Origin of the sequence: Saccharopolyspora sp. NPDC049357 (assembly GCF_040677225.1) — a bacterium.
Lineage (GTDB): Bacteria > Actinomycetota > Actinomycetes > Mycobacteriales > Pseudonocardiaceae > Saccharopolyspora.
In genome coordinates this window covers 54723-79493 of record NZ_JBFAQJ010000020.1, presented here as the reverse complement: position 1 = coordinate 79493, position 24771 = coordinate 54723, and the positions used below count along the sequence as shown (strand labels likewise).

At 70.2% G+C, this 24771-nt stretch carries 24 protein-coding genes and 1 pseudogene; 8 read left to right on the top strand and 17 right to left on the bottom strand.

The genetic code is table 11. From position 1 onward, the window contains the following. Positions 1 to 141: 141 nt before the first annotated feature. Positions 142 to 300 carry a hypothetical protein gene (locus tag AB0J91_RS18425; protein WP_363870171.1) on the top strand — a complete coding sequence of 53 codons (159 nt, stop codon included), beginning with the start codon at positions 142 to 144 and terminating at the stop codon, positions 298 to 300. A gap of 43 nt (positions 301 to 343) precedes the next feature. On the opposite strand, the gene AB0J91_RS18420 is transcribed toward AB0J91_RS18425, so the two are convergent. Next, a complete protein-coding gene (locus AB0J91_RS18420; protein WP_132678267.1) occupies positions 344 to 655 on the bottom strand; it encodes a YciI family protein in 312 nt (103 codons plus the stop codon). 197 nt (positions 656 to 852) lie between these two features. Here AB0J91_RS18420 and AB0J91_RS18415 point away from each other — a divergent pair, with 197 nt between their 5' ends. Beyond that, on the top strand, positions 853 to 1530 hold the full coding sequence (locus AB0J91_RS18415; protein WP_363870168.1) for a Uma2 family endonuclease: 678 nt from the start codon (positions 853 to 855) through the stop codon (positions 1528 to 1530). Here AB0J91_RS18415 and AB0J91_RS18410 read toward each other — a convergent pair. Genes AB0J91_RS18410 through AB0J91_RS18400 form a run of 3 tightly spaced genes read right to left on the bottom strand, consistent with a single transcriptional unit; the run spans position 1527 to position 4381 of the window. Next, positions 1527 to 2360 (bottom strand): NUDIX domain-containing protein, encoded by an 834-nt coding sequence (locus AB0J91_RS18410; RefSeq protein WP_363870165.1) that lies wholly within the window; start codon positions 2358 to 2360, stop codon positions 1527 to 1529. The genes AB0J91_RS18415 and AB0J91_RS18410 overlap by 4 nt on opposite strands. A 21-nt stretch (positions 2361 to 2381) precedes the next feature. After that, positions 2382 to 3701, bottom strand: coding sequence for a HAMP domain-containing sensor histidine kinase (locus tag AB0J91_RS18405; RefSeq protein WP_363870162.1), 1320 nt, complete (start codon positions 3699 to 3701; stop codon positions 2382 to 2384). Further along, the gene (locus tag AB0J91_RS18400; RefSeq protein ID WP_132619623.1) at positions 3698 to 4381 is read right to left on the bottom strand and encodes a response regulator transcription factor; all 684 of its coding nucleotides are present in this window, start codon (positions 4379 to 4381) and stop codon (positions 3698 to 3700) included. The genes AB0J91_RS18405 and AB0J91_RS18400 overlap by 4 nt, the downstream gene beginning before the upstream one ends. Positions 4382 to 4523: 142 nt before the next feature. Here AB0J91_RS18400 and AB0J91_RS18395 point away from each other — a divergent pair, with 142 nt between their 5' ends. After that, on the top strand, positions 4524 to 4817 hold the full coding sequence (locus AB0J91_RS18395) for a 4a-hydroxytetrahydrobiopterin dehydratase (protein ID WP_363789483.1): 294 nt from the start codon (positions 4524 to 4526) through the stop codon (positions 4815 to 4817). Between the two features lie 15 nt (positions 4818 to 4832). On the opposite strand, the gene AB0J91_RS18390 is transcribed toward AB0J91_RS18395, so the two are convergent. From AB0J91_RS18390 to AB0J91_RS18380, 3 genes are all read right to left on the bottom strand, one after another. Further along, positions 4833 to 5780, bottom strand: coding sequence for an FAD-dependent oxidoreductase (locus AB0J91_RS18390; protein ID WP_363789482.1), 948 nt, complete (start codon positions 5778 to 5780; stop codon positions 4833 to 4835). Between the two features lie 68 nt (positions 5781 to 5848). Beyond that, positions 5849 to 6046 carry a hypothetical protein gene (locus AB0J91_RS18385; protein WP_363789481.1) on the bottom strand — a complete coding sequence of 66 codons (198 nt, stop codon included), beginning with the start codon at positions 6044 to 6046 and terminating at the stop codon, positions 5849 to 5851. A gap of 189 nt (positions 6047 to 6235) precedes the next feature. Beyond that, on the bottom strand, positions 6236 to 6748 hold the full coding sequence (locus AB0J91_RS18380) for a hypothetical protein (protein WP_363870159.1): 513 nt from the start codon (positions 6746 to 6748) through the stop codon (positions 6236 to 6238). Between the two features lie 232 nt (positions 6749 to 6980). On the opposite strand from AB0J91_RS18380, the pseudogene AB0J91_RS18375 reads away from it, so the two are divergent. Together AB0J91_RS18375 and AB0J91_RS18370 are read left to right on the top strand one after the other, a co-directional pair. Further along, positions 6981 to 8135: pseudogene (locus AB0J91_RS18375) on the top strand (CHASE3 domain-containing protein); the annotation flags it as partial. 152 nt (positions 8136 to 8287) lie between these two features. Next, positions 8288 to 9484 (top strand): EAL domain-containing protein, encoded by a 1197-nt coding sequence (locus AB0J91_RS18370; RefSeq protein WP_363870156.1) that lies wholly within the window; start codon positions 8288 to 8290, stop codon positions 9482 to 9484. A gap of 80 nt (positions 9485 to 9564) precedes the next feature. Here AB0J91_RS18370 and AB0J91_RS18365 read toward each other — a convergent pair whose 3' ends face one another. From AB0J91_RS18365 to ychF, 5 genes are all read right to left on the bottom strand, one after another. Next, a complete protein-coding gene (locus AB0J91_RS18365; protein ID WP_363870153.1) occupies positions 9565 to 10302 on the bottom strand; it encodes a hypothetical protein in 738 nt (245 codons plus the stop codon). A 272-nt stretch (positions 10303 to 10574) separates the two neighbouring features. Then, positions 10575 to 10994 (bottom strand): type II toxin-antitoxin system VapC family toxin, encoded by a 420-nt coding sequence (locus AB0J91_RS18360; protein ID WP_363870150.1) that lies wholly within the window; start codon positions 10992 to 10994, stop codon positions 10575 to 10577. Further along, on the bottom strand, positions 10991 to 11230 hold the full coding sequence (locus AB0J91_RS18355; RefSeq protein WP_363870147.1) for a type II toxin-antitoxin system prevent-host-death family antitoxin: 240 nt from the start codon (positions 11228 to 11230) through the stop codon (positions 10991 to 10993). Before AB0J91_RS18355 ends, AB0J91_RS18360 begins: the two co-directional genes overlap by 4 nt. Positions 11231 to 11501: 271 nt before the next feature. Beyond that, a complete protein-coding gene (locus AB0J91_RS18350) occupies positions 11502 to 11684 on the bottom strand; it encodes a PspC domain-containing protein (RefSeq protein WP_363870145.1) in 183 nt (60 codons plus the stop codon). A 69-nt stretch (positions 11685 to 11753) separates the two neighbouring features. Next, positions 11754 to 12833 (bottom strand): redox-regulated ATPase YchF, encoded by a 1080-nt coding sequence (ychF, locus tag AB0J91_RS18345; protein ID WP_363870142.1) that lies wholly within the window; start codon positions 12831 to 12833, stop codon positions 11754 to 11756. 106 nt (positions 12834 to 12939) lie between these two features. On the opposite strand from ychF, the gene AB0J91_RS18340 reads away from it, so the two are divergent. Both AB0J91_RS18340 and AB0J91_RS18335 read left to right on the top strand, forming a co-directional pair. After that, positions 12940 to 14427 (top strand): AlkA N-terminal domain-containing protein, encoded by a 1488-nt coding sequence (locus AB0J91_RS18340; RefSeq protein ID WP_363870139.1) that lies wholly within the window; start codon positions 12940 to 12942, stop codon positions 14425 to 14427. Continuing rightward, positions 14421 to 14924, top strand: a complete 504-nt coding sequence (locus AB0J91_RS18335; RefSeq protein ID WP_363789748.1) for a methylated-DNA--[protein]-cysteine S-methyltransferase — start codon at positions 14421 to 14423, stop codon at positions 14922 to 14924. The genes AB0J91_RS18340 and AB0J91_RS18335 overlap by 7 nt, the downstream gene beginning before the upstream one ends. 172 nt (positions 14925 to 15096) lie before the next feature. On the opposite strand, the gene AB0J91_RS18330 is transcribed toward AB0J91_RS18335, so the two are convergent. Beyond that, entirely contained in the window at positions 15097 to 18066 is a 2970-nt protein-coding gene (locus tag AB0J91_RS18330; RefSeq protein ID WP_363870136.1) for an SMC family ATPase, read from the bottom strand. After that, complete coding sequence (locus AB0J91_RS18325) at positions 18063 to 19247, bottom strand: exonuclease SbcCD subunit D (protein ID WP_363870133.1); 1185 nt, start codon at positions 19245 to 19247, stop codon at positions 18063 to 18065. The genes AB0J91_RS18330 and AB0J91_RS18325 overlap by 4 nt, the downstream gene beginning before the upstream one ends. Positions 19248 to 19509: 262 nt before the next feature. Between AB0J91_RS18325 and AB0J91_RS18320 the strand changes: the two genes are divergently transcribed. Beyond that, positions 19510 to 20445 carry a DNA recombination protein RmuC gene (locus tag AB0J91_RS18320; RefSeq protein WP_132673997.1) on the top strand — a complete coding sequence of 312 codons (936 nt, stop codon included), beginning with the start codon at positions 19510 to 19512 and terminating at the stop codon, positions 20443 to 20445. A 79-nt stretch (positions 20446 to 20524) separates the two neighbouring features. Here AB0J91_RS18320 and AB0J91_RS18315 read toward each other — a convergent pair whose 3' ends face one another. The 3 genes from AB0J91_RS18315 to AB0J91_RS18305 all read right to left on the bottom strand — a co-directional run bounded on the left by AB0J91_RS18315 (position 20525) and on the right by AB0J91_RS18305 (position 24642). Continuing rightward, a complete protein-coding gene (locus AB0J91_RS18315; RefSeq protein ID WP_363870130.1) occupies positions 20525 to 21448 on the bottom strand; it encodes an alpha/beta hydrolase in 924 nt (307 codons plus the stop codon). 240 nt (positions 21449 to 21688) lie between these two features. Next, complete coding sequence (locus AB0J91_RS18310) at positions 21689 to 23221, bottom strand: FGGY-family carbohydrate kinase (protein WP_363870127.1); 1533 nt, start codon at positions 23219 to 23221, stop codon at positions 21689 to 21691. Beyond that, positions 23218 to 24642: an L-fucose/L-arabinose isomerase family protein gene (locus AB0J91_RS18305; RefSeq protein WP_363870124.1), complete on the bottom strand. Its 1425-nt coding sequence runs from the start codon at positions 24640 to 24642 to the stop codon at positions 23218 to 23220. Before AB0J91_RS18305 ends, AB0J91_RS18310 begins: the two co-directional genes overlap by 4 nt. Positions 24643 to 24771: the final 129 nt, after the last annotated feature.

Sequence of the window (24771 nt, the reverse complement as noted above, 5' to 3'; positions counted from 1 at the left end):
GGGTAGTGCAAGCACATCCCGGGCCGACGCGCACGTGCGCAGCGCAACAGCGAACAGTCGGCGAACATCAAGTTCGCCAGGTCGGGTTAGGTTCACCTACGCTCGGCCACAACCCCGTCCCCAGCGCCGGAAAGAAGCACCGTGGGCAAAGGCACCATCAAGGTCAAGAAAAAATGTTGCCATTCGCAACCACCGTGCAAGAGCTGCCCCATCGTGGCTCTGCGCAAACTGCTCAAGGATCAGAAAGCGGCGGAGGTCAAAAAGGCTCAGAAGAAGACCAAGAAGAAGGACGCGAAGTGACCCGGCCGCGGCGCCGGCACCGCGGCCCGGGACAGGTCGGCCGCTACCGCTGAGCGACCGTGGTGAGCGGGTCCGCGTACGCGGCGAGCTCCGGGATCGTGCGCAGGGCCTGGAACTCGACGACCTCGTAGCGAACCAGCTTGTGCAGGGCGAACGGGTCGGTCGCCAGGATGGCGTCCAGCCTGCCGCGGGACATCGCACGAGCGATGATCACCGCCCCGTTGCGCGGGTGCCGGTGACCAGCGGCGATGAAGTCGCCTGCGTCGTAATGCTGGGTGACCCATTCGTAATGATCGACCAGTTGGGCGTCTATATCCGATTCTGGCGCGGTGTATTGCAGCAGCACTACAAACATTCTTTCAATGTAACTCCCCCACCTGGCGTTTGCCGATCAATTTCGCCCGCTGAATCCAACGAGAACAAGATCAAAAATCCGAAAATCGGACTCCCCGCCACACACCCCGCGAAACCCCTCACTCACTCAGCGCAACCACTTCCACGAACGTCGGACCCGGGAACGGGTGGAACCCCTGGCGCCCGCTGATCACCACCGTGCAACTTGGCCGCATGGGTACTGTTGTGATGCACAGCGACACCGAGTCCCAGGTCGAGAGGAGTGCCGCCGTGGCAGCACCGGCATTCGACCCGGAAGGTCCGTTCGACCCGCTCGTCGACCTCGACGGGCTGTGGACGCCTGAGCTCGCCGACAGGTACCTGCCGATCCCGGGGATGCCCCCGGCCAAGTACGAGTGCCTGGACGGAAAGCTGATCATGAGCCCGCGTGAAGGTACGGCCAACATGTTCGCCGTGTGGCAGCTCGGCAAGCAGTTGGAAACCGCCGCCGACCAGGCGGGACACCACTTCTACCTGACCGTCAACGTGTTGCTCGACGTGCAGAAGTGGATCGAGCCGGATTTCGTGGTGCTCAGACGGCCTGGACACGGACGCATGTGGATCCCACCGGATGACGTTCTGCTGGTCGGCGAGTGCGTGTCGCGATCGAGCAAGCACAACGATCGTGTCAACAAGCCCGGCATGTGCGGCGAAGCAGAGATCCCCTACTTCATGCGCGTTGAAGTCAACTACAGGTCCCGACGCGTCGAAGTCGAGCTCCTACGGCTCGAGAACGGCAAATACCGCACCGAGGCCGTCGGCTCAGAGGCTGAGCGATTCGAGACCGACCTGCCGTTCCAGCTTTCGCTCGACCCTGCTGAGCTGCTCGAACGCTAGGCGCCGAGTAGTTCGCGCAAGGTGTGCAGGAGGACTCGGTCGGTTTCGAGCCATTCGAGTGCGGGCAGCTCACCGGCGCTCACCCAGCGGACGTCGCGGTGCTCGACCGCCGTGGGCTGCTGGGCGGGGTCCTTGAGCTCCGCTGTGTGGATGCGCAGCAGCATGCCGTTGTCCAAGGGCACGTCGGTGCCGAGGCGGCCGGTGGGACGGACCTCGACGTCGAGCTCTTCGCGGCACTCGCGGACCACGGCGTCGGGCTCCTCCTCGCCGGGTTCGACGCGCCCGCCCGGCAGCTCCCACTGACCGGCGTGCGAGGCCGGGTAGCCGCGCTGCTGAGCGAGCAAACGTCCCTCGTGCACGATCGCGGTCCCCACGACGATCTCCCGCGCCGCCCAGGACTCGGCGAGTTCGCGGACGGCGCGGATGCGAGCGGCCAGCACGTCGAGCACCAACCGCCGACCCACGGCCACATCGCCGAGCCTGCCCAGCGGGCCGAACGGGCTCGTCCACCGCACCGAATCGGTGAGCAGCGTGCGCGGGCCGACCTGGGCCAGGACCGCGTCGTGCCGCAGCTGTGCGAGCGGCCCGGCGACCAGCACCGAGCTCAACCGGTCGGCGTCGGCCCGCACGATGCGCGTGGTCAGGGTGAACGCGGAGAGCCGGAACGCGAGTTCATCGCCGGGCACCAGCAGCGAATCCGGGCTGGTCAGCGACCGGCCGCGAATGCCGAGGTCGGCCAACCCCGTCTCAGCCGTCCGGGTGTGCCGCAGCGCGGCCCCCACGGTGGCCAGTGGTGCCTCGATCAGACCGGTACTCCGCAGAACCGCCACGTTCACGAATCTTGCCCGACGTCAGCGCGCGGCCGGCCAGCGGACCTCGATGCGCGCACCGCCCGAGGGCGCCTCGCCGGCGCGCACCGATCCGCCGCGCCTGCGCACGGCCTCGGCCGCCAGCGCCAGGCCGAGCCCGGCACCGCCGGTGCTGCGGGCCCGGTCCGGTTCGACGCGGTAGAAGCGGTCGAACACGCGCGGCCGGTGCTCGGCCGGGATGCCGGGACCGTCGTCGTCGACCAGCAGTCGCACGCCCATTCCCGGCTCGGCCTGCACCGACACCCGCACCGACGTCCGGGTGTAGCGCTGGGCGTTGCCGATGATGTTCTCCAGCACCGTCGAGACCTCGGCGGGCGCGGCCAGCACGAGCACCGGGTCCTCGGGCACGTCCAGTTCGACGTCGCTGCCGAGCCGTTCGGCCGCCGTGCGCGCGGCCGCAGCCAGGTCCACCGGGCGGGTCGGTTCGACCTCGCGCTCCGCGCGGGCGAGTGCGAGCAGGCTCTCCACCAGCGTGGACAGCCGCTGCGCTTCGAGGGCGATGTCCTGCAGCGTCTCGTGGGCGATGTCCGGGTCGGGGTGCATGACCGCGACCTCGGCCTGGGCGCGGATGGAGGCGACGGGGTTGCGCAGCTCGTGGGCCGCGTCGCCGGTGAACCGGCGCAGCCGTTCGGTGTCGGCGTCGCGGCGGGCGAGCATCGCGTTGAGCTCTTCGGCCAGCGCCCGGATCTCGTCGGCGGCCTCGGGGACCGGGAGCCGCTCGCCTTCGGGCAGTCCGGCGGCGGCGCTGCGGATCCGGTCGACCGGCCGCAGCGAGCGGTGCACGACCAGCCAGGTCGCGAAGCCGACCAGGGCCGCTGCCAGCACCGATCCGAAGCTGAGCAGCTTCCCGGTGCGCCCGGCGGTGTCGGCGAAACCGACCAGGCGGGCTTCAGCGGCCACCAGCAGGTGCCGGCCGCCGGGGTCGATGACCGGGACGCCTCGCCAGCGGTGCAGCTCGGCGGGTGCCTCGAAGTCGAGCACGCCGCTGCCCGCGCTCAGCTCGGCGATCTGCCACTCGCTCAGGTTCGCGCTGGGCAAGCCGTCGACCGGCTCCCCGTTCTCGCCGAGCACGCGCACGTCGGGCCGGCCGACGACGGGCGAACCGGCGGCGACGTGGCTCGCGGTGCCGCCCGCGATGCGCTTGAGGTCCGCGTCGACGGAGTCGATCAGCAGCCAGCTGACGATCCCGGCCCCGGCGTGCGCGACCACTCCGAGACCGATCAACGCGACGACGGTGGCCACGACGCTCGTGCGGAACTGGATGGTGCGGCGCTGCCACCAGCCGCGCAGCCTCCTGATCATGCTTCGGCGCACACGCGGTAGCCCTGCCCGCGCACGGTCTGCACCAGCTCCCCGGCCCCCACGGCGGTGAGCTTGCGGCGCAGGTAGCCGACGTAGACCTCGACGACGTTGCGGGTGACGAACTGCTCCTCGCCCCACACCATGCGCAGCAGGTCGTCCTTGGGCACCACCGACTCGGGGTGGCTGGCGAGCGCGACGAGCAGCCCGAACTCGCGCGGTGAGAGCGTGACGGGTTGGCCGTCCCAGTGCACCTCGCGGTTGCTGCGGTCGATCTCCAGCGCCCCGACCCGCAGGCACGCCTGCTGGCTCGCGTTGTCGCGCCGCCGCAGCAGCGCCCGCACCTGAGCCACGAGCACCAGGAAGGAGAAGGGCTTGACCAGGTAGCCGTCGGCTCCGAGATCGAGCCCGTCGGCCTGGTCGACCTCGCCGCTCTTGGCCGAGATCAGCAGCACCGGCGTGGTCACGTCCTGCTCGCGCATCCGCTCCAGCACCCGGTAACCGGACATGCCGGGCAGCATGACGTCGAGCAGCACGACGTCGAAGGCGCCGGTCATGGCCAGGCGCAGCGCTTCGGGGCCGTCGGCGGCGACGCTGACCTCCATGCCTTCCGCGGACAACCCGCGGCGCAGCGCGGTCCGCACTCCCGGCTCGTCGTCGACCACCAGAACCCGAGGCAACATGGTGACCAGCATGCCGACCGCCACCCGCCGCGAGCATCCGGTCTCAGCGCCTTCTCACGGTGATCGGCCGGATTCTCAGCTCGATCTCAGGCTGGGCACGTCGCAGGCGGTCGATTCGCTCTCACTCGGGCACCATGAGGGCATGACCGAACTCCTCACAGACGCGCAGATCGCCGAGGCGCTGGAACACCTGCCGGAGTGGCACCGGGACGGCGACAACATCGTCCGCGTGGTCGACTTCCCCGGGTTTCCGCAGGCCATCCAGGCTGTCATGCGCATCGCCGAGATCGCCGAGAACGAGAACCACCACCCCGACATCGACATCCGCTTCAACAAGGTGACGTTCTACCTGTCGACGCACTTCAAGGGCGGCATCACGAGCAACGACACGTCGCTGGCGCAGGAGATCGACAGCGTCGTGGAGCAGTTCGGGTAGGCCTGAACGGCTCGCCTAGCCCTCGACCAGGTCAGCGACTTCGAAGGCGCAGCCCCAGGACAGGCCGACGCCGCAGCCGGCGTGGCCGTAGTCGTGGATGATGCGGGCGCCCTCGTAGTGCTCGACGTCGACCCGCACCGAGTCGCGGCCCGGCCGCAGCCCGACGGTCTCCTCCAGCACCTCGGCGTCGGCGAGCCGCGGTTCGAGCTGGGCGACGCGGCGACGGATCCGCGCGCTGACCTCGGCTCGCGGTGTCCGCCGCCAGTCGTGGTCCACGGCGATGCCGCCGAGCACCACCCGATCGCCGTGCGGCATCCACGACGTGAACTCGCCGCCCTCGCTGAGCTCGATGAAGTACTCGTCGATGCCGGGGTTGCGCACCACGACGTGCTGGCCGAGCACCGGGTGCACCCCGGGGTCGCCGACGAGTTCGTGCGCCCCGACGCCGGTGCAGTTGACGACGATGTCCGATTCGGCGGCGGCGTCGGCCAGCGACGGCACGGACGCCAGCAGGATCTCGCCACCGGCCGCCTGGAACCGGGCCAGGAGGTAGTCGAGGTAGCGGGGCATGTCGATCAGCGGGACCGTGCCCCGGTAGCCCCAGACGAAGCCCTCGGGCAGCTCCTGCTCGCCGCATCGATGCAGGTCGGGGATCAGCTTGGTTTCCGGCGGGACGACGTCGCCGAGGTCGAAACGCGCCGCCATCCGGCCGGGGGCCAGGTGCACGCCGGAGTCCTCGTCGCGCGCCAGCGCGGTGAACTCGGCGTGCGACAGGGTCGCCCAGTAGAGCACTCGTTCCGGTGGTTTGAGCCGCGCCGGGCCCCACATCGCCCCGGCGACCGCCGAGGTCGTCTCGCGGGGCCGCTCAGCGGTGCGGATCCGCACTTGCCGACCCGCTTCGGCCAGCACGACCCCGCAGGTCAGGCCGTGCACGCCCGCGCCGATCACGAGTACCGGACTCACCCGTCCGACGCTAGCAGTCCCGTGGTGGGACGGAACCCCGAAAGGCCCCGGGTTCACCCGGCCGCCGGTCAGCCGTCGTAGTCGCGGAGGTGGTCGGCCAGTTCGGTCAGCACGTCGGCCAGCCTGTGTCGTTCGCTCCGGGAGACCTCGCCCCTGGGCAGCCGGAAGGCCACCCGGTCGAGCTCCCACTGGGCTTCCCGCAGCACCACGGCGAAGTTCGCCGAACGGCACATCGGCCTGCCGATCCTCCGGTTCTCCTCGATCATCACCGCTCCCCACCCCAACGTCGGTCGTTCCACGATGTTGCAGGTCAGCAGGGGTGCTGCGGCAGAGGTGAAGAACGTTCCCGCGCTGAGTAGATGTACGCCGCGCCCTCCCCCAATTCCGCCCAACCCGGACGGAGCAGAGCGGGCAGGGCCAGGGTTTCGCCGCAGTCCGAGCCCGGGCTCACGGGCTCAGCGGAGGCCGTGTTCGTGGAGGGTTTCGGTGAGGATGCGGATGGCTTTCGGGCCCACTCCGTGGAGTGCGAGGAGATCTTCGTCGGTCCAGGTGGTGAGCTGGGCGAGCGTGGTGACTCCGGCGCCGTGCAGGGCTCTCGTCGCGGGACGGCCGATCGACGTGGGCAGGTCCGAGTCGGCGGGATCAGCTTGCTGTGCCCGGACCAGGCTCTCGGGCGCGCGGCAACTCCAGGCCAGGAGGATCAGCTCGTTGAGGTCCTTGCCGTTGATCTCCGCCAGCGGCACGGCGATCCCGAACGGCTCGCCCGCCCGCGCCAACTGCTCCCCCGGAACCTTCGCCAGGAACGCCTCGGCGTCCTCGTCGGTGAGCCACACCTGAACGACGCCTTCTCCGGTCAGCGACGCGAAACCCTTGCCCCGCACCGAGAACGACAGCGTTCCGAGGTGGCTCCGCTCCTCCACCTGGGGCAACCCCAAGGCCGCTTTCCGCAACTGCGTCTTCGACGTCATCGCCCCTCCCGCGCTCCGAGCACGTCCTAGGAGAACACACCGCAGCAGCGGGAACGGCCGCCAGTGATCCCCCGTGCGGCGAGGGCCTGGCCAGGGGTTCAGGGGCGCTTCGGGGAGCACCCCCCCGGAACCGCTGGAGCGGCGTGGCCACCTCTCCCAGCGGCTCGGCAACGGGGTGACCTGCGGCTTCGCCTGGCCAGTGTGGTGCGCGCCGGTCTCGCATACTCGTGGGATGGGTCCACGACGGCGAGGACGGTTTTCCCTGCTGGGACGCCTCTACGCACTCGTCGGGGCATTGATGGTGGTGACCGTGGTGATCACCGGCGGGATGTTCGCCCTGCGACAGCGGGTCGAGGACTCGACGACGAAACTGATCACCAAGGTCGTGCCCGCGCAGAACGGCACCGCCAACCTGGTCACGACCTACGCCCAGCAGGAGAACCGCGTGCGGGCGTTCCTGCTGACCGATGACCCGGCCTTCCTCCAGGCGTACGCAGCCGACCAGGCCAACGCCGCCCAGTTCCACGACACCGTGGGGCTTCGACTCGCCGACGACCCCGCGGTGCAGGACCTGCTGAGCCAGGTCGACGCGGCCGCGCAGGAATGGCGGCACGAATCCGTCGAGCCGCTGATCGCGCGAAGCCGCAGCCCGGGTCCGCTCAACCTCTCGACTCCCGAGAAGGAGTCCGAACAGCAGCACGCCGCCGTGCTGCGGGGCGAGCTGAAGGAGCTGAGCACCCGAGTCGACGCGATCGAAGCGGCGGAAGAAGCCCGAGCCGCGGCAGCGCGCACGGCCGCGAACTGGCTCACGCTGGCGCTCGCCCTGGTCGGCCTCATCTCCTGGGCGACGGCGATCCTGCTGCTCCGCAACTCGCTCACCCGCCCGCTGCGCACACTCGTGTCGCAGGTCAACAAGGTGTCGGAGGGCGACCTCGACCGCCCCGTCCACGAGGCCGGCCCGCCCGAGTTGACCGCGGTCGCGCGTGCGGTGGAGACGATGCGCGCGCGCATCCTGAGCGAAACCCGCCACATCGCGCGGATGCAGCAGGAGCTGGCTCGCCACGAGAAGGCGGAGCGGCACCGGGCGGAGCAGGACTTCGCGACGGTGGTCGACACGCTCGACGAAGGCGTCGTCGTGCTCGGCTCCGCGGGCATCATCGAGTCGGCCAACCCGGCTGCTCGACGCGTGCTCGGCGCACGCGAATCCGAGATCGTCGGTTCCGTGCTCGCCTCCTGGCGCCTGTTCGACGAATCCGGGGCAGCGCTGCGGCTGGAGGGTCGCGTACCCGTGTTGAACTCCCAGGTGGTCCGCCTCGAACGAACGGACGGCCGCATCGCCTGGTTGGCGGTCACCTCTCGCTCGTTGAACACCGCGACGGGAACGCCTTCCAAGGTCGTCGTGTCGTTCACCGACATCACCGAGAGGCGCGCCGCCCAGAACCGCTTGGAGCACGAGGCCACCCACGATCCGCTGACCGGCCTGGCAACCGCACGCTGGTGCTCCGACACCTGGAGCAGGCGCGACACCAGGAGCAGCCGATGGCCGTGCTGTTCCTCGACCTGGACAACTTCAAGATCATCAACGATTCGCTCGGGCATGGCGTCGGCGACGCCGTCCTGGACCACGCCGGGCAGCGGCTGGTGCGCGCGACGCCCCCGAACGGCCTGGTCGGCCGACTGGGCGGCGACGAATTCGTGGTCCTCGTCAACGACGAGAGCGATCACCACGCGCTCGCCGAGCGCTGCACGCGCCTGCTCGACGCCCTGACCGAACCGATCCGAATGCAGGGCAGAGCGCTGCACGTCAACGGCAGCATCGGCATAGTCGTGGCCCTGCCCGGCGATGACCGATCCGGTGAAGACCTCCTGCGCGATGCCGACGTGGCCATGTACCAGGCCAAGACGCGGGGTGGCGGGCGCCACGCCTTCTTCGACGTGGTGCTCCGCAAGCGCGTGCAGCGGCACATGGACCTGGAGCAGGACCTCCGCCACGCCGCGGGACGGAACCAGCTCTGGGTGGCCTACCAGCCCGTCGCCGATCTGCGCACAGATCGCACGGTGGCCGCGGAGGGATTGCTGCGGTGGCGCCACCCGGTCCACGGCCCGATCTCACCCGCCGAGTTCATCCCGGTGGCCGAGGAGAGCAACCTGATCAACTCCATCGGCGCGCACATGCTGCGCTCGGCGACCCGCGAACTCGCCACCGAGCGCGAGCGACATCGACTCGACCTGACGCTCAACGCGAACCTCTCGCCGCGCCAGCTCGACGACCCCCGCCTGCCGAGCCTCGTGCAGCACGCCCTCGCGGATTCGGGTCTGCCCGCCCACGCCTTGTGCCTGGAGATCACCGAGGAGGCGATCATGCACGACCCGGCCGCGGCAGCGCGCGTGCTGGAAACCTTGCGCGAGTTGGGCGTGTCACTGGCGATCGACGACTTCGGCACCGGCTATTCGTCCTTGGCCCAGCTCCGCCGGCTCCCGCTGGACACCCTCAAGATCGACCGATCCTTCATCACCGACCTGAGCGATTCGGAGGAGCTCCAGGTCATCGTCACCAGCATCATCACCATGGCCCACGCGATCGGCCTCGACGTCGTGGCCGAAGGCGTCGAGACGGCACAGCAGCTCGACTTCCTCCGCGACATCGGTTGCGACCACGTCCAGGGCTACTACCTCAGCAAACCCGTCTCCCTCGACGAACTGCTGACGTCCGCGCTCAGACTCCCCACGGGTTGACGCCGACTCCACCAAGCCGCGAGGACGTGCGGGTGAGCGACGTTCGTCGTCCCGAAGAAGTCGTAGGCGATGGACTCGGCTCAGTCGCCGGTGTAGTTCTCCGGGCCGATCTCGGTGACGGCCGCATCCGCCGCCGCGTCGGTGGCGGTCTCCGCGTCGGGAGACGAGCTCAGGTTCACGTACAGGGCGACGGCGTGGACCACGTACCGGTGGTCGTAGCTGACGTAGCTCTCGGTCCGCGCCCGCTCGTAGCCGTCGCAGGCGTCGCTCCCGCGCCCCTCGTTCGGGCACCAGATGCCGAAGTCCCACGAGCCTCCGGCGACGATGCGCTCCTTGACCGCCTTCGCCGTCGAGATGTCGTCGAAGCGGATGACCTGGACCGACACGAGCACGTCGGCGTCCTCCGAGACGTCGCCCGATTTCAGGTAGTTCCCGGTGACGGTCAGGTCGCAGTCGTAGCCGCTCAGCACTCGCCGGACGTTGTCGGACATGTGGGAGGCGTCGGTGCAGCCGTGCACCCCCGACGCGACGCGGGCGTAGCCGACGCCGCGATCGTCCTCGAAGTCGTCGGGCAGCAGAGCAGCGGTCGTGAACGGGGTTTCGTCGGTCGCCGAGTCGTCCAGCGATGCGGTCTTCGTCGGCTCGGTCGTGTAGGTGCGCGTCGGCCTGTAGGTGGAGCTCGGCTCGTCGTCCTCGCTGGTCACCGAGGCTCTCGACGGCTCAGCGGACGAGGAGGCGCTACCACCCAGGGCGTCGTCGAGCGCGTTGCCCAGCTGCCCGATGTTGGCGAACCCCAGGAACCCGAGGAGGGCGACCACCGAACCAACGGCTCCGATGTTCGCGACCCATCTGGGCGTGTCCGAACCCCTCGATCCCGACCGCTCGCTGTTGTCGCCCTCCGGCAACGCCCCTCACCCCGTCCAGCCAAAACCGATGGCACACCACCGTTCTCGGCAGGAGGCTAGGGCAACTCAGGGACGAAAACAGGCGTTTCCCCCAAGATCAGCCACTCGGACGCTCCCACGACGCAGGCCCGGACCGATCCGGCCTGAGCAACCGCCTCGCTCGACGAACCGCTGCCCGCCCCCGCTCAGGATTCCCACGGGTTTACGGCAGCCACCCCAGTGGGTTGGAAGTCGGCGACGTTGCGAGTGGCCACCGTCAATCCGTGCACGACAGCAGTCGCGGCGATGAAAGCATCGCGCTCGGGACGCGGGTCCGGGACGTGCAGCAACGCCGCCCTGCGCGCGACAGGCACATCGACGGGCAGCACTCGCCCCGAGAACCCGACCAAGACCTGCTTCTCCAGCCAGTTGCGCAGAACAGCCCCTTGCGCGGCGTCACGGCGTTCCACGCGCGCGATGCCGAGCTCGATCTCCATCACGGTGATGACGCTGATGCACGCCTCTCCTGAGGAGAGAGCCGTCGCCCACTCGAGGACCCGCGAGTCGACCACGCCGGGTTTCTTGCGAAGTTCGCTGATCACATTGGTGTCGAGAAGGAAGCTCACAGTTCAGCCGCCCGGGGGAACGATTCGAGGCGCGGCGGCTCGAACTCGATCTCGTCGTCCAGCTGCAGCCAATCGGCAACGCTGCGCTGCTCTGCCAAGCGCTCGTAATCCTGGACAGTGAGCAGGACGAACGCGGATTCGCCGCGATCGGTGATGAACAAAGGCCCGTCTTCCGCCGCAGCCCGCTTGGCCGCGCTGACATCCTGGTTGAACTCACGCGCGCTCATGGTCGACATCGAGACCACCACCTTGTAGGTACGTACCTACTTTATACGCAGCAGCGTCAGAGCAGTCAATTCACTGGTCAAGCGGATGACGGCCCGAACCGATCTGGGTCGGTCCGGGCCTGCCGTGGAGTGCGCGGATCAGAACGCGCTCCGCGACGAAGGTCTGCTCAAGTCCAATTCGGGAAGGGAACGTTCGTCTCCCCGAAGAAGCCGTACGCGCTCGGTCCTCGTTCGCGGACCTGGCAGCGAGGCGTCCGGTGTGGTGGCCGACCGGGGCGGGCTATTCGGCCTTGGTGAACGTCCACAGCAGGAAGTAGACGATCACGCCGGCGCCCCCGGCACCGGCGGCCAGCACGAACAGGAGTCGCACCAAGCTCCTCGGCAGCCCTAGTCCGTCGGCGACCCCAGCGCACACGCCGACGATCCAGGAGCCCCGCTTGGGGCGGGTGACGCGTTCAGCCATGCCCACACCATAGGGGGATGCCGCTGATCTCGATCACCACCCGCTCCAGAGCGAGGCGACCAGGGCAGATCAGACGTTGAAGCGGAACTCCACGACGTCTCCGTCGACCATGATGTAGTCCTTGCCCTCCATGCGGACCTTGCCCGCGGACTTGGCGTCGGCCATGGAGCCTGCGGCGATGAGGTCGTCGTAGGAGACGATCTCGGCCTTGATGAAGCCGCGCTCGAAGTCGGTGTGGATCACGCCTGCGGCCTGCGGGGCGGTCGCGCCCTGCGGGATCGTCCAGGCGCGGGCCTCCTTGGGGCCTGCCGTGAGGTAGGTCTGCAGGCCGAGCGTGTGGAAGCCCGCGCGGGCCAGGGCGCTGAGGCCCGGCTCCTCCTGGCCGATGGACTCCAGCAGCTCCCGCTGCGACTCCTCGTCGAGCTCCATGAGCTCCGCCTCGACCTTGGCGTCCAGGAACACCGCGTCCGCCGGGGCGACCAGCTCGCGCAGCTCCTTCTGCTTGGACTCCTCGGACAGCACGCCCTCGTCCGCGTTGAACACGTACAGGAAGGGCTTGGTCGTCAGCAGGTTGAGTTCCCGCAGGTCGGGGTCGTCCTTGCCGATGCCCGCGGCGAACAGCGTCTTGCCGTCCTCCAGGATCGTCTGCGCCTTCTTGACGGCCTCCAGCGCGGGACGCTTGTCCTTGTTCGTCCGCGCTTCCTTCTCCATCCGCGGCAGCGCCTTCTCCAGCGTCTGCATGTCGGCGATGATCAGCTCGGTGTTGATCGTCTCGATGTCGCTGGACGGGTCGACGCGGCCGTCGACGTGCACCACGTCGGGATCGTCGAAGACGCGGATGACCTGGCAGATCGCGTCGGCCTCGCGGATGTTGGCGAGGAACTTGTTGCCCAGGCCCTGACCCTCCGAGGCGCCCTTGACCAGGCCCGCGATGTCGACGAACGAGACGGTGGCGGGCACCGTCTTGGCGGAGCCGAACACCTCGGCCAGCTTGTCCAGCCGGGCGTCCGGCAACGGCACCACGCCGACGTTGGGCTCGATGGTGGCGAACGGGTAGTTCGCCGCGAGCGCGTCGTTGCTGGTCAGCGCGTTGAACATGGTGGACTTGCCGACGTTGGGCAGACCGACGATTCCGAGGGTGAGACTCACGCCTTGGGAGTTTAGGCGTTCCGCTCCCGGACCATCGGGCCCGGTCGTCCCCGTCGTGTCCGATTCCCGCTAGTAACCGCTCCCCAGCGCTGGGAACATCGAGGTCGTGCTGGTGGAAACAGAGGAAGCGTTCAGGGCCGTGGCCGCGCGTGACGCGCGGTTCGACGGCTGCTTCATCCACGCCGTGCGGTCGACCGGGATCTACTGCCGGCCGTCCTGCCCGGCTCGCACGCCCAAGCGCAGCAACAGCGAGTTCTACCCGACCGCCGCCGCCGCGCAGGCCGCCGGGTACCGGGCGTGCCGCCGCTGCCTGCCCGACGCGGTTCCCGGATCCCCCGAGTGGGATCTGCGTGCCGACCTCGCCGGGCGCGCGATGCGGCTGATCAGCGACGGAGTCGTCGACCGCTGCGGGGTGCAGGGGCTGGCCGACAAGCTCGGCTACTCCGAGCGGCACCTGACCAGGGTGCTCACCTCGGAGCTCGGCGCGGGCCCGCTGGGGCTGGCGCGGGCGAACCGGGCGCACTCGGCGCGGGTGCTGATCGAGACGACCGACATCTCGTTCAGCGACGTCGCGTTCGCGGCCGGCTTCGCGAGCCTGCGGCAGTTCAACGACACGATGCGGGAGATCTTCGGCCGCACGCCCACCGAACTGCGCGGGCAGAAGCGCGGTGCGCCCAGCGGGGCGGGGACCGTGCGGCTGCGGCTGCCGTTCCGCGCGCCGTGCGACATCGCCGGTGTGCTGCGGTTCCTGGCCCGCCGGGCGCTGACCGGGATGGAGGAGTCCGGTGACGGCTGCTACTCCCGGTCGCTGCGACTCCCGCACGGCACCGGCATCGCGACGCTGCGCGCGGCCGACAAGCACGTCGCCTGCACCCTGCGGCTGTCCGACCTGCGGGATCTGGGCAGCGCGGTGGCCAGGCTGCGCCGGTTGCTGGACCTCGACGCCGACCCGGTCGCGATCGGCGAGGTGCTCGGCACCGACCCGCTGCTGCGGGAATCCCTCCAACGCTCCCCCGGGATCCGCGTACCCGGGGCGGTGGACGGGCTGGAGATCGTGGTGCGGGCGGTGATCGGCCAGCAGATCTCGGTCGCCGCCGCGCGCTCGACCACTGAACGGCTCGTCACCGAACTCGGCGATGAGCTGCCGCACCCCGAAGGCGGGGTGACCAGGCTGTTCCCCACCGCCGAGGTGCTCGCAGAGCACGCGGCCGCAGCACTGCCGGGCCCCCGGCGACGTGCGGAAACCGTGCGGGACGTGGCCGCCGCCGTCGCCGAGGGGAGGCTCGCGCTGCACCCCGGGCGCGACGAGGCGGAACTGCGCGAAGACCTGGAGCGCATCCGGGGCGTGGGGCCGTGGACGTCGAGCTACGTGGTGATGCGGGTGCTCGGGACCCCCGATGTGCTTCTTTCCGGCGATCTGGCCCTGAAGCGGGGTGCGGGGCTGCTAGGAATCCCCGAAGAACCCGCCGATCTGTCCGCGCACGCCAGGCGTTGGAGCCCGTGGCGCTCCTACGCCGGTGTGCTGCTGTGGGAGGCCGCGGCCAACGGCCCCGCGACACGGCAGAAATCCTACGAAAACTGGGAGAAATCGTGATCAAGTGGTCCACTGTGGAAACTCCGGCGGGACCGTTCTGCGCGGTGGTCGACACCGACGGCGTCGTGCTCGCCTCCGGCTGGACGGCCTGGACCGATGACCTGCTGCCGCAGGTCGCGCCGTCGCTGATGTTCGAGGAGCTGGTGCAGGTCGACGACCTCGGCCCGGTGACCAAGGCGATCACCGCCTACCACGAGGGTGATCTGCAGGCCATCGACGACATCCCGGTCAGCCAGCACTCCGGCCCCTACCTGCAGCACGCGTGGAAGGTGCTGCGCACCGTCACCCCCGGAAAGCTCTTCAGCTACTCCGAATTCGCCGGTCTCACCGGAAAGCCCCGCGCGGTCCGGGCCGCGGCGACGGCGTGCTCGCGCAACGCCGCAGCGCTGTTCGTGCCCTGCCACCGCATCGTCCGCAGCGACGGATCGGTGGGCGAGTTCCGCTGGGGCTCCGACCGCAAGAAGTGGCTACTCGAACACGAGCGCCGCAACTCCTGAGAACTGTTGAAATGCGGCGTAGCCGTTGCTTCAGGTGTGGGACTCAGCTCGCACCGCCGCGGGTTCTCAGCGGTTCTCCGGGGCCGGGCGCCGCGACGCCGTGCATTGGCACACATCAGGAGTGGCGCCCGGTTCCAGGGGGCCGCTGAGGTTCCGCCACCTGCACCGCTGATCAAGCGCTGCCCTGACCATTGGCCGACAGTTCCAGGCTTGAGCCGTGGCGGGACTTGCGGACCCTGAGGCGAACGGCGATGCGCTGGCGCATCTCCTCGACGTGGGAGACGAGGCCGACGACCCTGCCACCTGCGCGGAGTTCGTCGAGGGTGTCCATGACCAGGTCCAGCGTGTCCGCGTCGAGCGTGCCGAACCCCTCGTCGATGAACAGCGTGTCCAGCAGCGCGCCACCGGTCTCGGCCGCGACGACGTCGGCCAGGCCCAGCGCCAGTGACAGCGAGGCCAGGAACGATTCGCCGCCGGAGAGGGTCTTGGCCGGACGGATCTTGCCCGAGTAGTCGTCGAGGACGTCCAGGCCCAGGCCGCCGCGCGTGCCGCGAGCACCGGCCGCGTCGGAGTGCACGAACGAGTAGCGGCCGTCGCTCATCCGCTGCAGGCGGCGGGTCGCGGCGACCGCGACCTCCTCCAACCGGGCCGCCAGGACGTAGGCGCGCAGCGACATCTTGCGCGCGTTCTGGCCGCGCCCGTTGACCACGTCCGACAGGGCCTCCAGCTCGGCGTGCTCGGCCATCGCCGGCCCCAGCTGCGCCCACGCCGAGCGGAGCCGTCCGCCGAGGTCGGCGAGCTCGGCGTGCCGCTGCTCGGATCGGTGGGCCAGCGCCGCCGCGCGCTCGGCGGCTTCGCGGGCCACGGTCGCCGCTTCCGACGCCCGCTCCAGGCCGACCTCGGTGTCCGGGTCCACGCCGAACAGCTCGGCGCTGGCGAGCGCCTCCCGCGCGCCTGCGGCCCGGCGGTCGACCTCGGCCAGCGACTCGTCCAGTTCGGCGAGGCGCCGGTCGTCGCGCTCGGCGGCCAGGGCTTCGTCGACGTTCGCGAAATCCGCTGCGGTGGCGGCTTCGGCGAGCGCGGTGCGTGCTTCGGCGAGGCGCAGCTCGGCGTCGTCGCGGGCCGTGCGGGCGGCGATGAGCCGTTCCAGCCTGTCGGCGACGTCGAGCAGGTGCGCGCGGCGGTCGGCGATGCTGTCGAAATCGCCTCGCCCGTCGCGCAATCGGGCCTCGCGCTCCTCGATAGCCTTGGTGAGCGTGCTGTTCTCGCTGCGCGACGCGGCGATCTTTGTTCGCAGCGCGGAGATCTGATCGCCGAGCTCGTCGGTCGCCGACTCCAGCTTGGTCAGCTCGGCCTCGCGCCGGGCGATGTCGGCGGCGGTCTCGCTCAGCCGGTTCTGCTCGGCGCGCAGCTGCTCCAGCTCGTCGGCCAGCTCGGACTCGGTGTGCTCACCGAGGCGTTCGCCCAGGTTGGCGAGCTGCTGCTCGGCCTGCTGCGCGGCGGTCGTGGCGCGTTCCCGATCGGTCTGGGCTCGCTGCTCAGCGGTCTGGGCGGCGTCTTCGTCCTCGGCGCGAACCTGGTCGTCGACCGGGCGCTTCGGGTCGGGGTGCTCCGCCGAGCCGCAGACCGGGCACGGTTCGCCGTCGGCGAGCCGGGTGGCGAGTTCGGCGGCCATGCCCGCCAAGCGCCGCGAACGCAGGTCCTGCAGCCGGTCGCGGGCCTGCTGGTGGGCGTCGACGGCCTGTTGCGCGCGGGTCTTCGCCGATTCGAGTTCCCGCTGCGCAGCGGGGATCTCGCGCGCGGTGGTCAGCAGGGAGGCGACCTCGGTGCCCCGGGTGCGCACGGTTTCCAGGCGGACTTCGGCGTGCTTGGCCTCGTCGACGCGCTTGCGGGCCTCGGTGATGCGGTCGGGCAGACCGTCGCGCTGGCCGACTAGTTCGGTCTCGCGCTTCTCGTCCGCCGTGATCGCGGCGGCGAGTTCGGCGAGCTTGCGCTGGTCGGATTCCTGTTGCTGCGCTTCGGGAATCAGCTGCGCCAAGGCGCCGGCCCGCTCGCGCTCGGCGCCCGCGCGGGTGCGCAGCTCGTCGAGCGGCTTCGCGGGGTCGACCTCGCAGCGGGCGGCCCAGGTGGTGACCTCGGCGTGCGCTCGGTCGCGCTCCTGCTCGGCTCGGTCGGCGGCACGGCGCGAGGAGATCACCGGGACCGCGCGGATGGCGGCGGCGCGCTCGGCCCGCCAGGCGTCGTGCTCGGCCTGCTTGGCGTCGATCTCGGCGAGCGTGGCGTTGGCCTGGCGGACGCGGCGGACCTTCTCCGCGAGCTCGCGGCGCTCGGTCAACGCCGCTTCGGCCTGGTCGCGTTCGCGGCGGAGCCGGGTGTGCTCGGCGCCGGTGTTCTCCAGGTCGCGCAGGGCCTGCTTCTCGATGTCCTCCAGCCAGTTCTCGTCGCCCACCTCGGAGGTCTGCGGAGCGCCGGACACCTGCGAGATGCGGGCGTTGAGCTCGCGGACCTGCTGCGACTGCGCTTCGACCTCGCGGCGGCGCTCGCGGCGGCGCTCGGTGAACCAGTTCTCGACCTGGCCGAACCGCTCGGTGCCGAACAGCCGCTCCAGCAGCTTCTCGCGTTCACCGGTGTCGGCGCGCAGGAACTTCGCGAACTCGCCCTGCGGCAGCATCACGACCTGGAAGAACTGCTCGACGCTCATGCCGAGCAGCCGCTGCACCGTGCGGCCGACCTCGTCGATGCGGGTCAGGCCCTCCGGCGGCTGCGCGTCCGGCGTCCCGCCGATCCAGATCAGCGACGCCTTCGCCTGCTGGGTCGTGTAGCCCTCGCCGCGCTTCTTCGGGCGCTGGTACTCCGGGCTGCGTTCCAGCCGCAACCGCTGGCCCTGGATCGTCAGCTCCAGCACGACGCTGGTGTTGACCTCGTCGGCGGCGGTGTCGCAGCGCAGCCGCTTGGCGTCGTTGCGCGCGCCCGGCACGGCGCCGTAGAGGGCGAAGGCGATGGCGTCGAGCAGCGTGGTCTTGCCCGCGCCGGTGTCGCCGTGCAGCAGGAACAGCCCGTCGGCGCCGAGCTGGTCGAAGTCCACGACCTGATGATCGCGGTACGGGCCGAAGGCGGTGACTTCCAGGCTGTGCAGCCTCATTCGGCCCCCTCGGCGTTGGTGACCGCGTGCAGCGCCTGGTCGAGCAGCGCGCGCTCGGAAGAGTTGGGTTCTGCTCCCCGGCAGTCCTCGACGAACCGGGCGGCCAGCGAGTTGTCGTCGCGGCCCCGGACGATCTCGGCGTAGCGCAGCGGCGCGGTGGCCTTGCCCGCCGCCGGTCGCCACTCGAGGTGCACCGCGTACGGGAAGCGTTCTTGCAGGCGGCGCATGGCTTCCAGCGGGCGGACCTCGTCGGTCAGCGTCGCCGAGACGTAGCAGTCCTCGATCTCGGCGTGCTCCGGGTCGGCCAGCAGGTCGTCGAGCTCGCCTTCGACGGTGGCCAACCGGCGCGGGACCGGCAGCTCCCGGCGTCGCACCTCGGTGAGCCCGTCGGCGCCGAGGTCGACCAGCCACACCGACTTGTGGTGCCTGGCCTCGGAGAACGAGTAGGCCAGCGGGCTGCCCGAGTAGCGCACGTGCTCGGCGAGGGTCTGCGGACCGTGCAGGTGGCCGAGCGCGACGTAGTCGACGCCGTCGAACACCGAGCCCGGCACCTGCTCGACGCCGCCGACGGCGATGGTGCGCTCGGACTCGCTGCCCTCGCCACCGGTGACGAAGGCGTGCGCCAGCACCACCGAGCGAGTCCCCTGTGGACGGTCGCCGAGGTCGGCGCGGATGCGGTTCATCGCCTCGGTGAGAACCGCGGTGTGGCCGCGGCTTTCGATCTCGGAGCTCGCGCCGGGCGCGTCGGCGCTGGCCTTCAGCGCGTGCTTGGCGGGGTCGGGTTCGAGGTACGGGATGCCGTAGAAGGCGACCGGGCCGTGCTCGTCGTCGATCAGCACCGGCTCGTGCAGCCGGTCGATGCGGGTGCGCAGGTGCAGGCCGCCCGCGGCGGCGAACTCGGCGAACGCGCCGACCCGGGGCGCGGAATCGTGGTTGCCGGAGGTGATCACCAGCTGCGCGCCGGTCTCGCGCAGGCGCGAGAGCACGCGCACGCACGTCTGCACCGCCTCGCCGGAGGGCACCGCCCGGTCGTAGAGATCACCGGCGACCACCACGACGTCGACCTGCTCCTCGGTCACCAGCTCGGCCAGTCCGCCGAGCACGGCTTCTTGATCTTCGAGCAGGTCACGGCCGTGGAAAGTCCGGCCCACGTGCCAGTCCGAGGTGTGCAGTACCCGCATGGCACCCAAGCTAGCGGCGCCGCGATCAACGCCGCTCGACCCCCCAGGCCACTTCGGCGTGTCGCACCGCAGCGTGATCCGATGTTCACCAGACGCGATCAGATCCCACCCGTCAGGGTGAGCCATTCGAATTTCGCGCGAAATTGGAAGGCCAAAGCTCGGGCTCGAATTTCGCGCGAAATTCGAATGGCCTGCGCGCCTCGGGTGATCTTGTCGGAGGCGTCTTGGATGATGCGGGGAACGTCTCACGGATGGAGGTCGTGTGGGAACTGGGGTGCTGGTCGGGTTCGTCGTCGTGCTGATCCTGCTGGTCGCGGCGGCGTTGTTGCTGATCTGGCGGCTCTACAGCGACAGCGCGCGCCGTGCCGACGAGGCGATGCGGATGGTCGAAGCCGAACGGGCCCGCAGCACCGCGCAGCAAGCCGCGCTGCGCCGCTACGAGGTCGCGTTCGCCTCCATCACCGGCCGCGGCGAGCTGGGCGAACAAGTCCTGGTGGAGACCGCGCGGTCGCTGGGACTGCGGGAGGGCATCCACTTCACGCTGCAGACCGACCTGGCGGGCGGCGGCGCGGCACGCCCGGACATGGTGCTCGAAGTCGGCGGCGGCCGACAGGTGCCGGTGGACTCCAAGGCCAGCCTCGCGGTGTGGGCGGAGGCGATGGAGACCGACAACGCCGAGGAGCGCGCCGACGCCCTGCGGGTGCACGTGCGCAACATCCGCTCCCGGGCCACCGAGCTGGCGAGCAAGGGGTACCAGCGCTGGGCTGACGCGATCTACGGCTCGATCATGTTCGTGCCCTCCGACGCCGCCGTCGTCGCGGCGCTGGACACCGACCCGCAGCTGCTGTCGTGGCTGCTGGGCAAGCGGGTCTTCCTGTGCGGCCCCACGGGTTTCGCGGTGCTGGCCTCGGCGGCGATGTTCGCCTCGACCGAACGCACCCTCGCCGAGGACATCGAGCAGGTCCGCAGCCAGGCGGTCCGTTCGCAGCGCGCGGCCTCCAACGCGGTGGACGCGGTCAACCTCTCCAGCACCCACCTGCAGCGCTTCGTCTCGGCCCGGCGCCGGGAGCTCGACGCCCTGGAGACGTTCCGGAACTCGGTGCAGCCGCTCGCCGAGACCGCGGGTTCGGGCGACATCGCCGAGATCCGCCGGGAGGACGACGCCTCTCTCAACGGGGCCGACGTCACCCAGAACTGAGTCGCTCGCCGCCGCGTCCTCCGGGCAGCGAGCGGTTTTCCTTCTTGCCCGGTCAGTCCGGACCAAAACCGCCCGTGGGCTACACGTGCGTGCGCACGAAGGCGTCGAGGGTGTCGACGATGAGCGCGGTCTGCGGGCCTTTGCCGAAGCCGTGGTCGAGGCCCTGGTAGGGGTGCATTTCGGCGGTGACGCCGCGGCTGCGCAGCGCCGCGGCGAAGTCGAGGCTCTGGTCCAGCGGCACCAGCGAGTCCGCGGTTCCCTGCTGGATCAGGAACGGAGGTTCGTCGCCTGAGATGTTGCGCCCCGGGCTGGCCGCGTCGGCGACGTCGGGGCAGTCGACCGGCATGCAGCCGAGCAACCCGGTGATCGCGCGGCGCGCGTAGTCCTGCAGCTGCGGGTGTTCGTGCTGCGCCTCGGCGCTGAGATCGCTGGGGCCGAACCAGTCGACCACCGCCCGGATTCCGGTCAAGCCGCCACCGGGCTTGGCCGGGTCCCCGGCCACCGCCCCGAGCTGCGCGACCAGGTGTCCCCCGGCCGAGGCTCCCCACAGGCCGACCCGATTCCGGTCGATCCCCCACCGCGAGGAGTTCTCCTGCAACCAGCGCACCGCATCGGCGACGTCGACGAACTGCGCGGGCGACCGCGCGACCCCGGTCAGCCGGTAGTCCACGGTGGCCACGGCGTAGCCCCGCTCCAGAAGCCGTTGCGCCGCTAAGGATTCCGGCGCGGACGGATCGGCGTCGAGGGTGCGGACGCCCGCGTCCCAGCCGCCCCCGTGCACGTAGACGACCAGCGGTGTCGCGACCCCCGCGCGCGGCGGCAGGTACAGGTCCAGGCGCAGCGCCCCGGTGTCGCGCTGGGCGTAGACCTGGTGCCGGAACACCTGGTGCGCACCCAGGTCCCGGACCGGCGCGGCAGGCGCGACACCGGCTTCAGACCGCGAACACCCGGCAACCACCAGCGCAACCAGCGCCAACCCGGCCGCGAGAACACGCCGTGCCACCGCGACCTCCCACGATCTCGCACCGCATCACCCAGACGAGTGAGCTTAACAAGATCGCACGCCGCACACCCCCAACCCCGAAAACCGCCGTAATCAGACCCCCGATTACTGCGGTAATCCGGTCCCCGATTACCGCGGTAATCCGGGCAGGGACCGTGGGCGCGGGGTTGGCGATCTTGTTGGGACCGAGGGCGCGGGGCCAGAGAGCTCGTGGGGGATCTGGAGGACGGTCGGCACGGGTCAGGGGTGTTGGTCGGCTGCGTGTTGTTCTGCGGCCAGGAAGTGGGCGATTCGGGTCGTTGAGTCGTACAGGTCGCGGTAGTGGCGGTAGTAGTTCTCGTAGCGCTCGGTGTTGTCCGGGTTGGGCCGAACGGTGTCCACGATCGGGTTCCAGGCGTCCGGGTCCACCGCCGTGCCGGTACCGACACCGGCCAGCAGGGCGTTCCCGTAGGCGGCCCCGACGGTCTCGGCGGGGATCTGCTGCTCCTTGCCGGTGATGTCGGAGACGATCTGCGTCCACAACCCGCCCTGCGTGCCACCGCCGACCGCGACCAGCCGCCGCGCGGAACCACCCGCCTGCCCCATCGCCTCCAGGTTGTGCCGGACGCCGAAGGAGATCCCCTCCAACGCCGCCCGGTACAGCTCGGCACGACCGTGCTCCAAGGTCAGTCCGGCGAGCACGCCACGCGCCGACGGGTCGAAGATCGGCGTGCGCTCCCCGGCGAAGTACGGCAGCAGCAGCAGGCCTCGCGAGCCCGCCGGGACCGTCGCGGCCTCCGAGACGAGCTGCGCGAAGTCGCCGTCGACGAGCACGCGCAGCCAGTCGGTGACCGCACCGGAGGTCGCCATGCCGGCGGCCAGCGTGTAGGTGTCGGGGAAGGCTCCGCAGGTGCCCCACAGCGCCGGGTGGGGCGTGACCTCGTCGAGGACCTCGACGAAGAACATCGTGGTCCCGTACATCAGCATCACGTCACCCGGAGCGCGCACGCCGACGCTGGTCGCCTCGGCCCAGGCGTCCACCGTGCCCGCGGTGACCGGAAGTCCTTCCGGCAGACCGGTTTCGGCCGAGGCCTCCGCCCCGACGCGGCCGACGACCTCGGTCGGCCAGGCCAGTTCCGGCAGCGGCAGGTCCGGTGCGACACGGGCGGCCCAGTCCGCGGACCAGTCCCGCGCACGCAGGTCGTAGATCGGGTCGCACTGGCTGGCCGAGTGGTGGTCGAGCACGTACCGCCCGGTCAGCCGGTGCACCAGGTACGAGCTGCACATCAGCAGCATCTCGGTGCGCCGGTAGACCTCCGGCTCGTGCTCGGCCAGCCACCGGATCTTCGGCCCCACGGCCTGGCTGGACAGCGCCGAACCACCGCGCCGCAGGATCTCGTCGGCGCCGAGTTCGGCGGTGAGCTCGTCGATCTCGTCGGTGGCGCGGGTGTCGACGCCGTAGAGGATCGCCGGGCGCAGCGGTTTTCCGCTGCCGTCAGCGGGCAGCAGCACCGGTCCGATGCCGCTGACGCCCAGCCCGGCGAGCTCGTAGCCCTCGGCGGCGGGCAGCAGTTCCCTGGTCAGCTCCAGGAAGTCCGCCCACCACACCGATTCCGCGTCGTGCTCCACCCAGCCGGGGTGCGGGTGCGAGGTCTGGTGCGGTCGGCTCGCACGCGCGACGATCTTGCCCGTGGCGTCGACCAGCACCCCCTTCGAGCTGGAGGTGCCGATGTCGATGCCGAGCAGGACCGCCTGTGAGTGCTGAAGCCGGCCCGCACCGGCTTCAGCACTCACGACCCCGACCCCCGGCTCCACTCGTCCAGGCGGATGTCCAGCTGTTCGGCCACGGCCCGCAGCGCGGCCCGGTGATCACCGGGCACCGCGTGGATGTGGTTCGCCCCGAACTTCGACAGGAACACCTCGCCCGGCGCGTCCAGCCGCGCGAACGCGTGCGGCCACTCCGGTGTGGACTGGTCGACGAGGATCTTGTTCGTCGCCTCGTCGTAGTTCTCGAACTCGCCGAGCATCAGCTGGAGCCGGTACTCGCCGTTCTCCCTGGTCAGACGGCCGAGCGTCATCTCTCCCGGGGCCGCGATGTGCTGCACCGAGGCGCCGCCCGCGGGGAAGAAGAACACCTCCGGGTAGAAGTTGACCTTCGACAGGTTCTCGGCCGGGTCGTCGCTGCGCGCGGCGTACCAGGTGGCGTGCTGGCCGGAGTTGCACAGGTCCCAGATGTCGCGGTCGGCGTGGTAGTGCCGGACGTCGGCGAACAGCACGGGAGTGCCGGAGATGGCCTTGAACAGCTGCATCGTCAGGGCGCCGTCCATGTCGGCCTCGGTGGCGCACACGTGCGGCTGCTTGGGGCCGTTCCAGTCGTAGGGGTCGTTGAGGAACGCCTCGGTGACGTCCATCGTCGCGAAGTTCTCGGTCAGCTCGGGCTGCGCCTTGATCCCGGAGAAGTCCAGGGCGCGCTCGTCGATGATGTCCCGGATCGCCAGGTAGGAGCGGATCTGGCGTTCGAGCAGCTCAGGGGTCAGCTTGTCGCCGTCGTAGTGCACCCCGGCCGCGTGCTGCTCGATCCACTCGCGGGCCTTCTTCGCTTCGGCGCCGTCGGCCTGCTCGGCGCGCAGCACGAGCTCGTACTGGTCGATCTCCTCGACGTCGACGCCGAACTTGCGCATCCACTGGTCGGTGTTGGCGACGGCGGTGTTCATGCCCATCGGACGCCCGCCGAAGCGGCCGAAGGTGGAGCCGTGCAGCGAGCTCACCGCGGCCGATGCCTGCGCGTGCACGCCGATCTTGGCGGCCAGGTCGGCGTCGTCGGGGGCTCCCCAGGCGCGGGTGTGCTTGCGGCCGATCTGGTCCAGCGCGCCACCCGCGGCGAGCATCCCGACCAGGCCGGGCTCGGTGGGGTCGGTGCTGGCCACCAGCACCAGCGGGCTGCGGGTGGCGTCCGCGGCCAGCATCGTGAAGTGCGGGAACGACCAGACCGCGTAGTAGAAGACGGTGACGTCCACGTCGGCCGCCGCGACCTCGCGGGCGACGGAGACGGCCAGGGAGTTGGTGGCGACCAGATCGCCGCCGACGACGACCTCGTGGCCGGCCGCGCGCAGCGAGGCGACCAGAGCGTCCTGTTTGGACTGGATGAACTCGGCGTTGCGGGCGTGCACGTGACCACGCCCGTCCGAGATGCTGACGACACCGATGCGAGCCACAAGTTCCTCCAAGTTCGCTTCACAGACGGCGTTGACTGCTGCTGAACCGGCGGTGCGCAGATGCTCGGCCGAATCACCTGGAAGACCTTGCGAACCAGCGCGAGCAATCGTTTTCTCGGACGCTATTCT

Bases quoted from the DNA above. Each gene is read 5' to 3' on its own strand.
- AB0J91_RS18400 (WP_132619623.1), bottom strand. From the start codon at position 4,381: ATGTTGCCTCGGGTTCTGGTGGTCGACGACGAGCCGGGAGTGCGGACC.
- AB0J91_RS18325 (WP_363870133.1), bottom strand. From the start codon at position 19,247: ATGCGGGTACTGCACACCTCGGACTGGCACGTGGGCCGGACTTTCCAC.
- AB0J91_RS18370 (WP_363870156.1), top strand. From the start codon at position 8,288: ATGGCCGTGCTGTTCCTCGACCTGGACAACTTCAAGATCATCAACGAT.
- AB0J91_RS18385 (WP_363789481.1), bottom strand. From the start codon at position 6,046: ATGATCGAGGAGAACCGGAGGATCGGCAGGCCGATGTGCCGTTCGGCG.
- AB0J91_RS18420 (WP_132678267.1), bottom strand. From the start codon at position 655: ATGTTTGTAGTGCTGCTGCAATACACCGCGCCAGAATCGGATATAGAC.
- AB0J91_RS18330 (WP_363870136.1), bottom strand. From the start codon at position 18,066: ATGAGGCTGCACAGCCTGGAAGTCACCGCCTTCGGCCCGTACCGCGAT.
- AB0J91_RS18355 (WP_363870147.1), bottom strand. From the start codon at position 11,230: ATGTCGACCATGAGCGCGCGTGAGTTCAACCAGGATGTCAGCGCGGCC.
- AB0J91_RS18395 (WP_363789483.1), top strand. From the start codon at position 4,524: ATGACCGAACTCCTCACAGACGCGCAGATCGCCGAGGCGCTGGAACAC.
- AB0J91_RS18405 (WP_363870162.1), bottom strand. From the start codon at position 3,701: ATGATCAGGAGGCTGCGCGGCTGGTGGCAGCGCCGCACCATCCAGTTC.
- AB0J91_RS18380 (WP_363870159.1), bottom strand. From the start codon at position 6,748: ATGACGTCGAAGACGCAGTTGCGGAAAGCGGCCTTGGGGTTGCCCCAG.
- AB0J91_RS18350 (WP_363870145.1), bottom strand. From the start codon at position 11,684: ATGGCTGAACGCGTCACCCGCCCCAAGCGGGGCTCCTGGATCGTCGGC.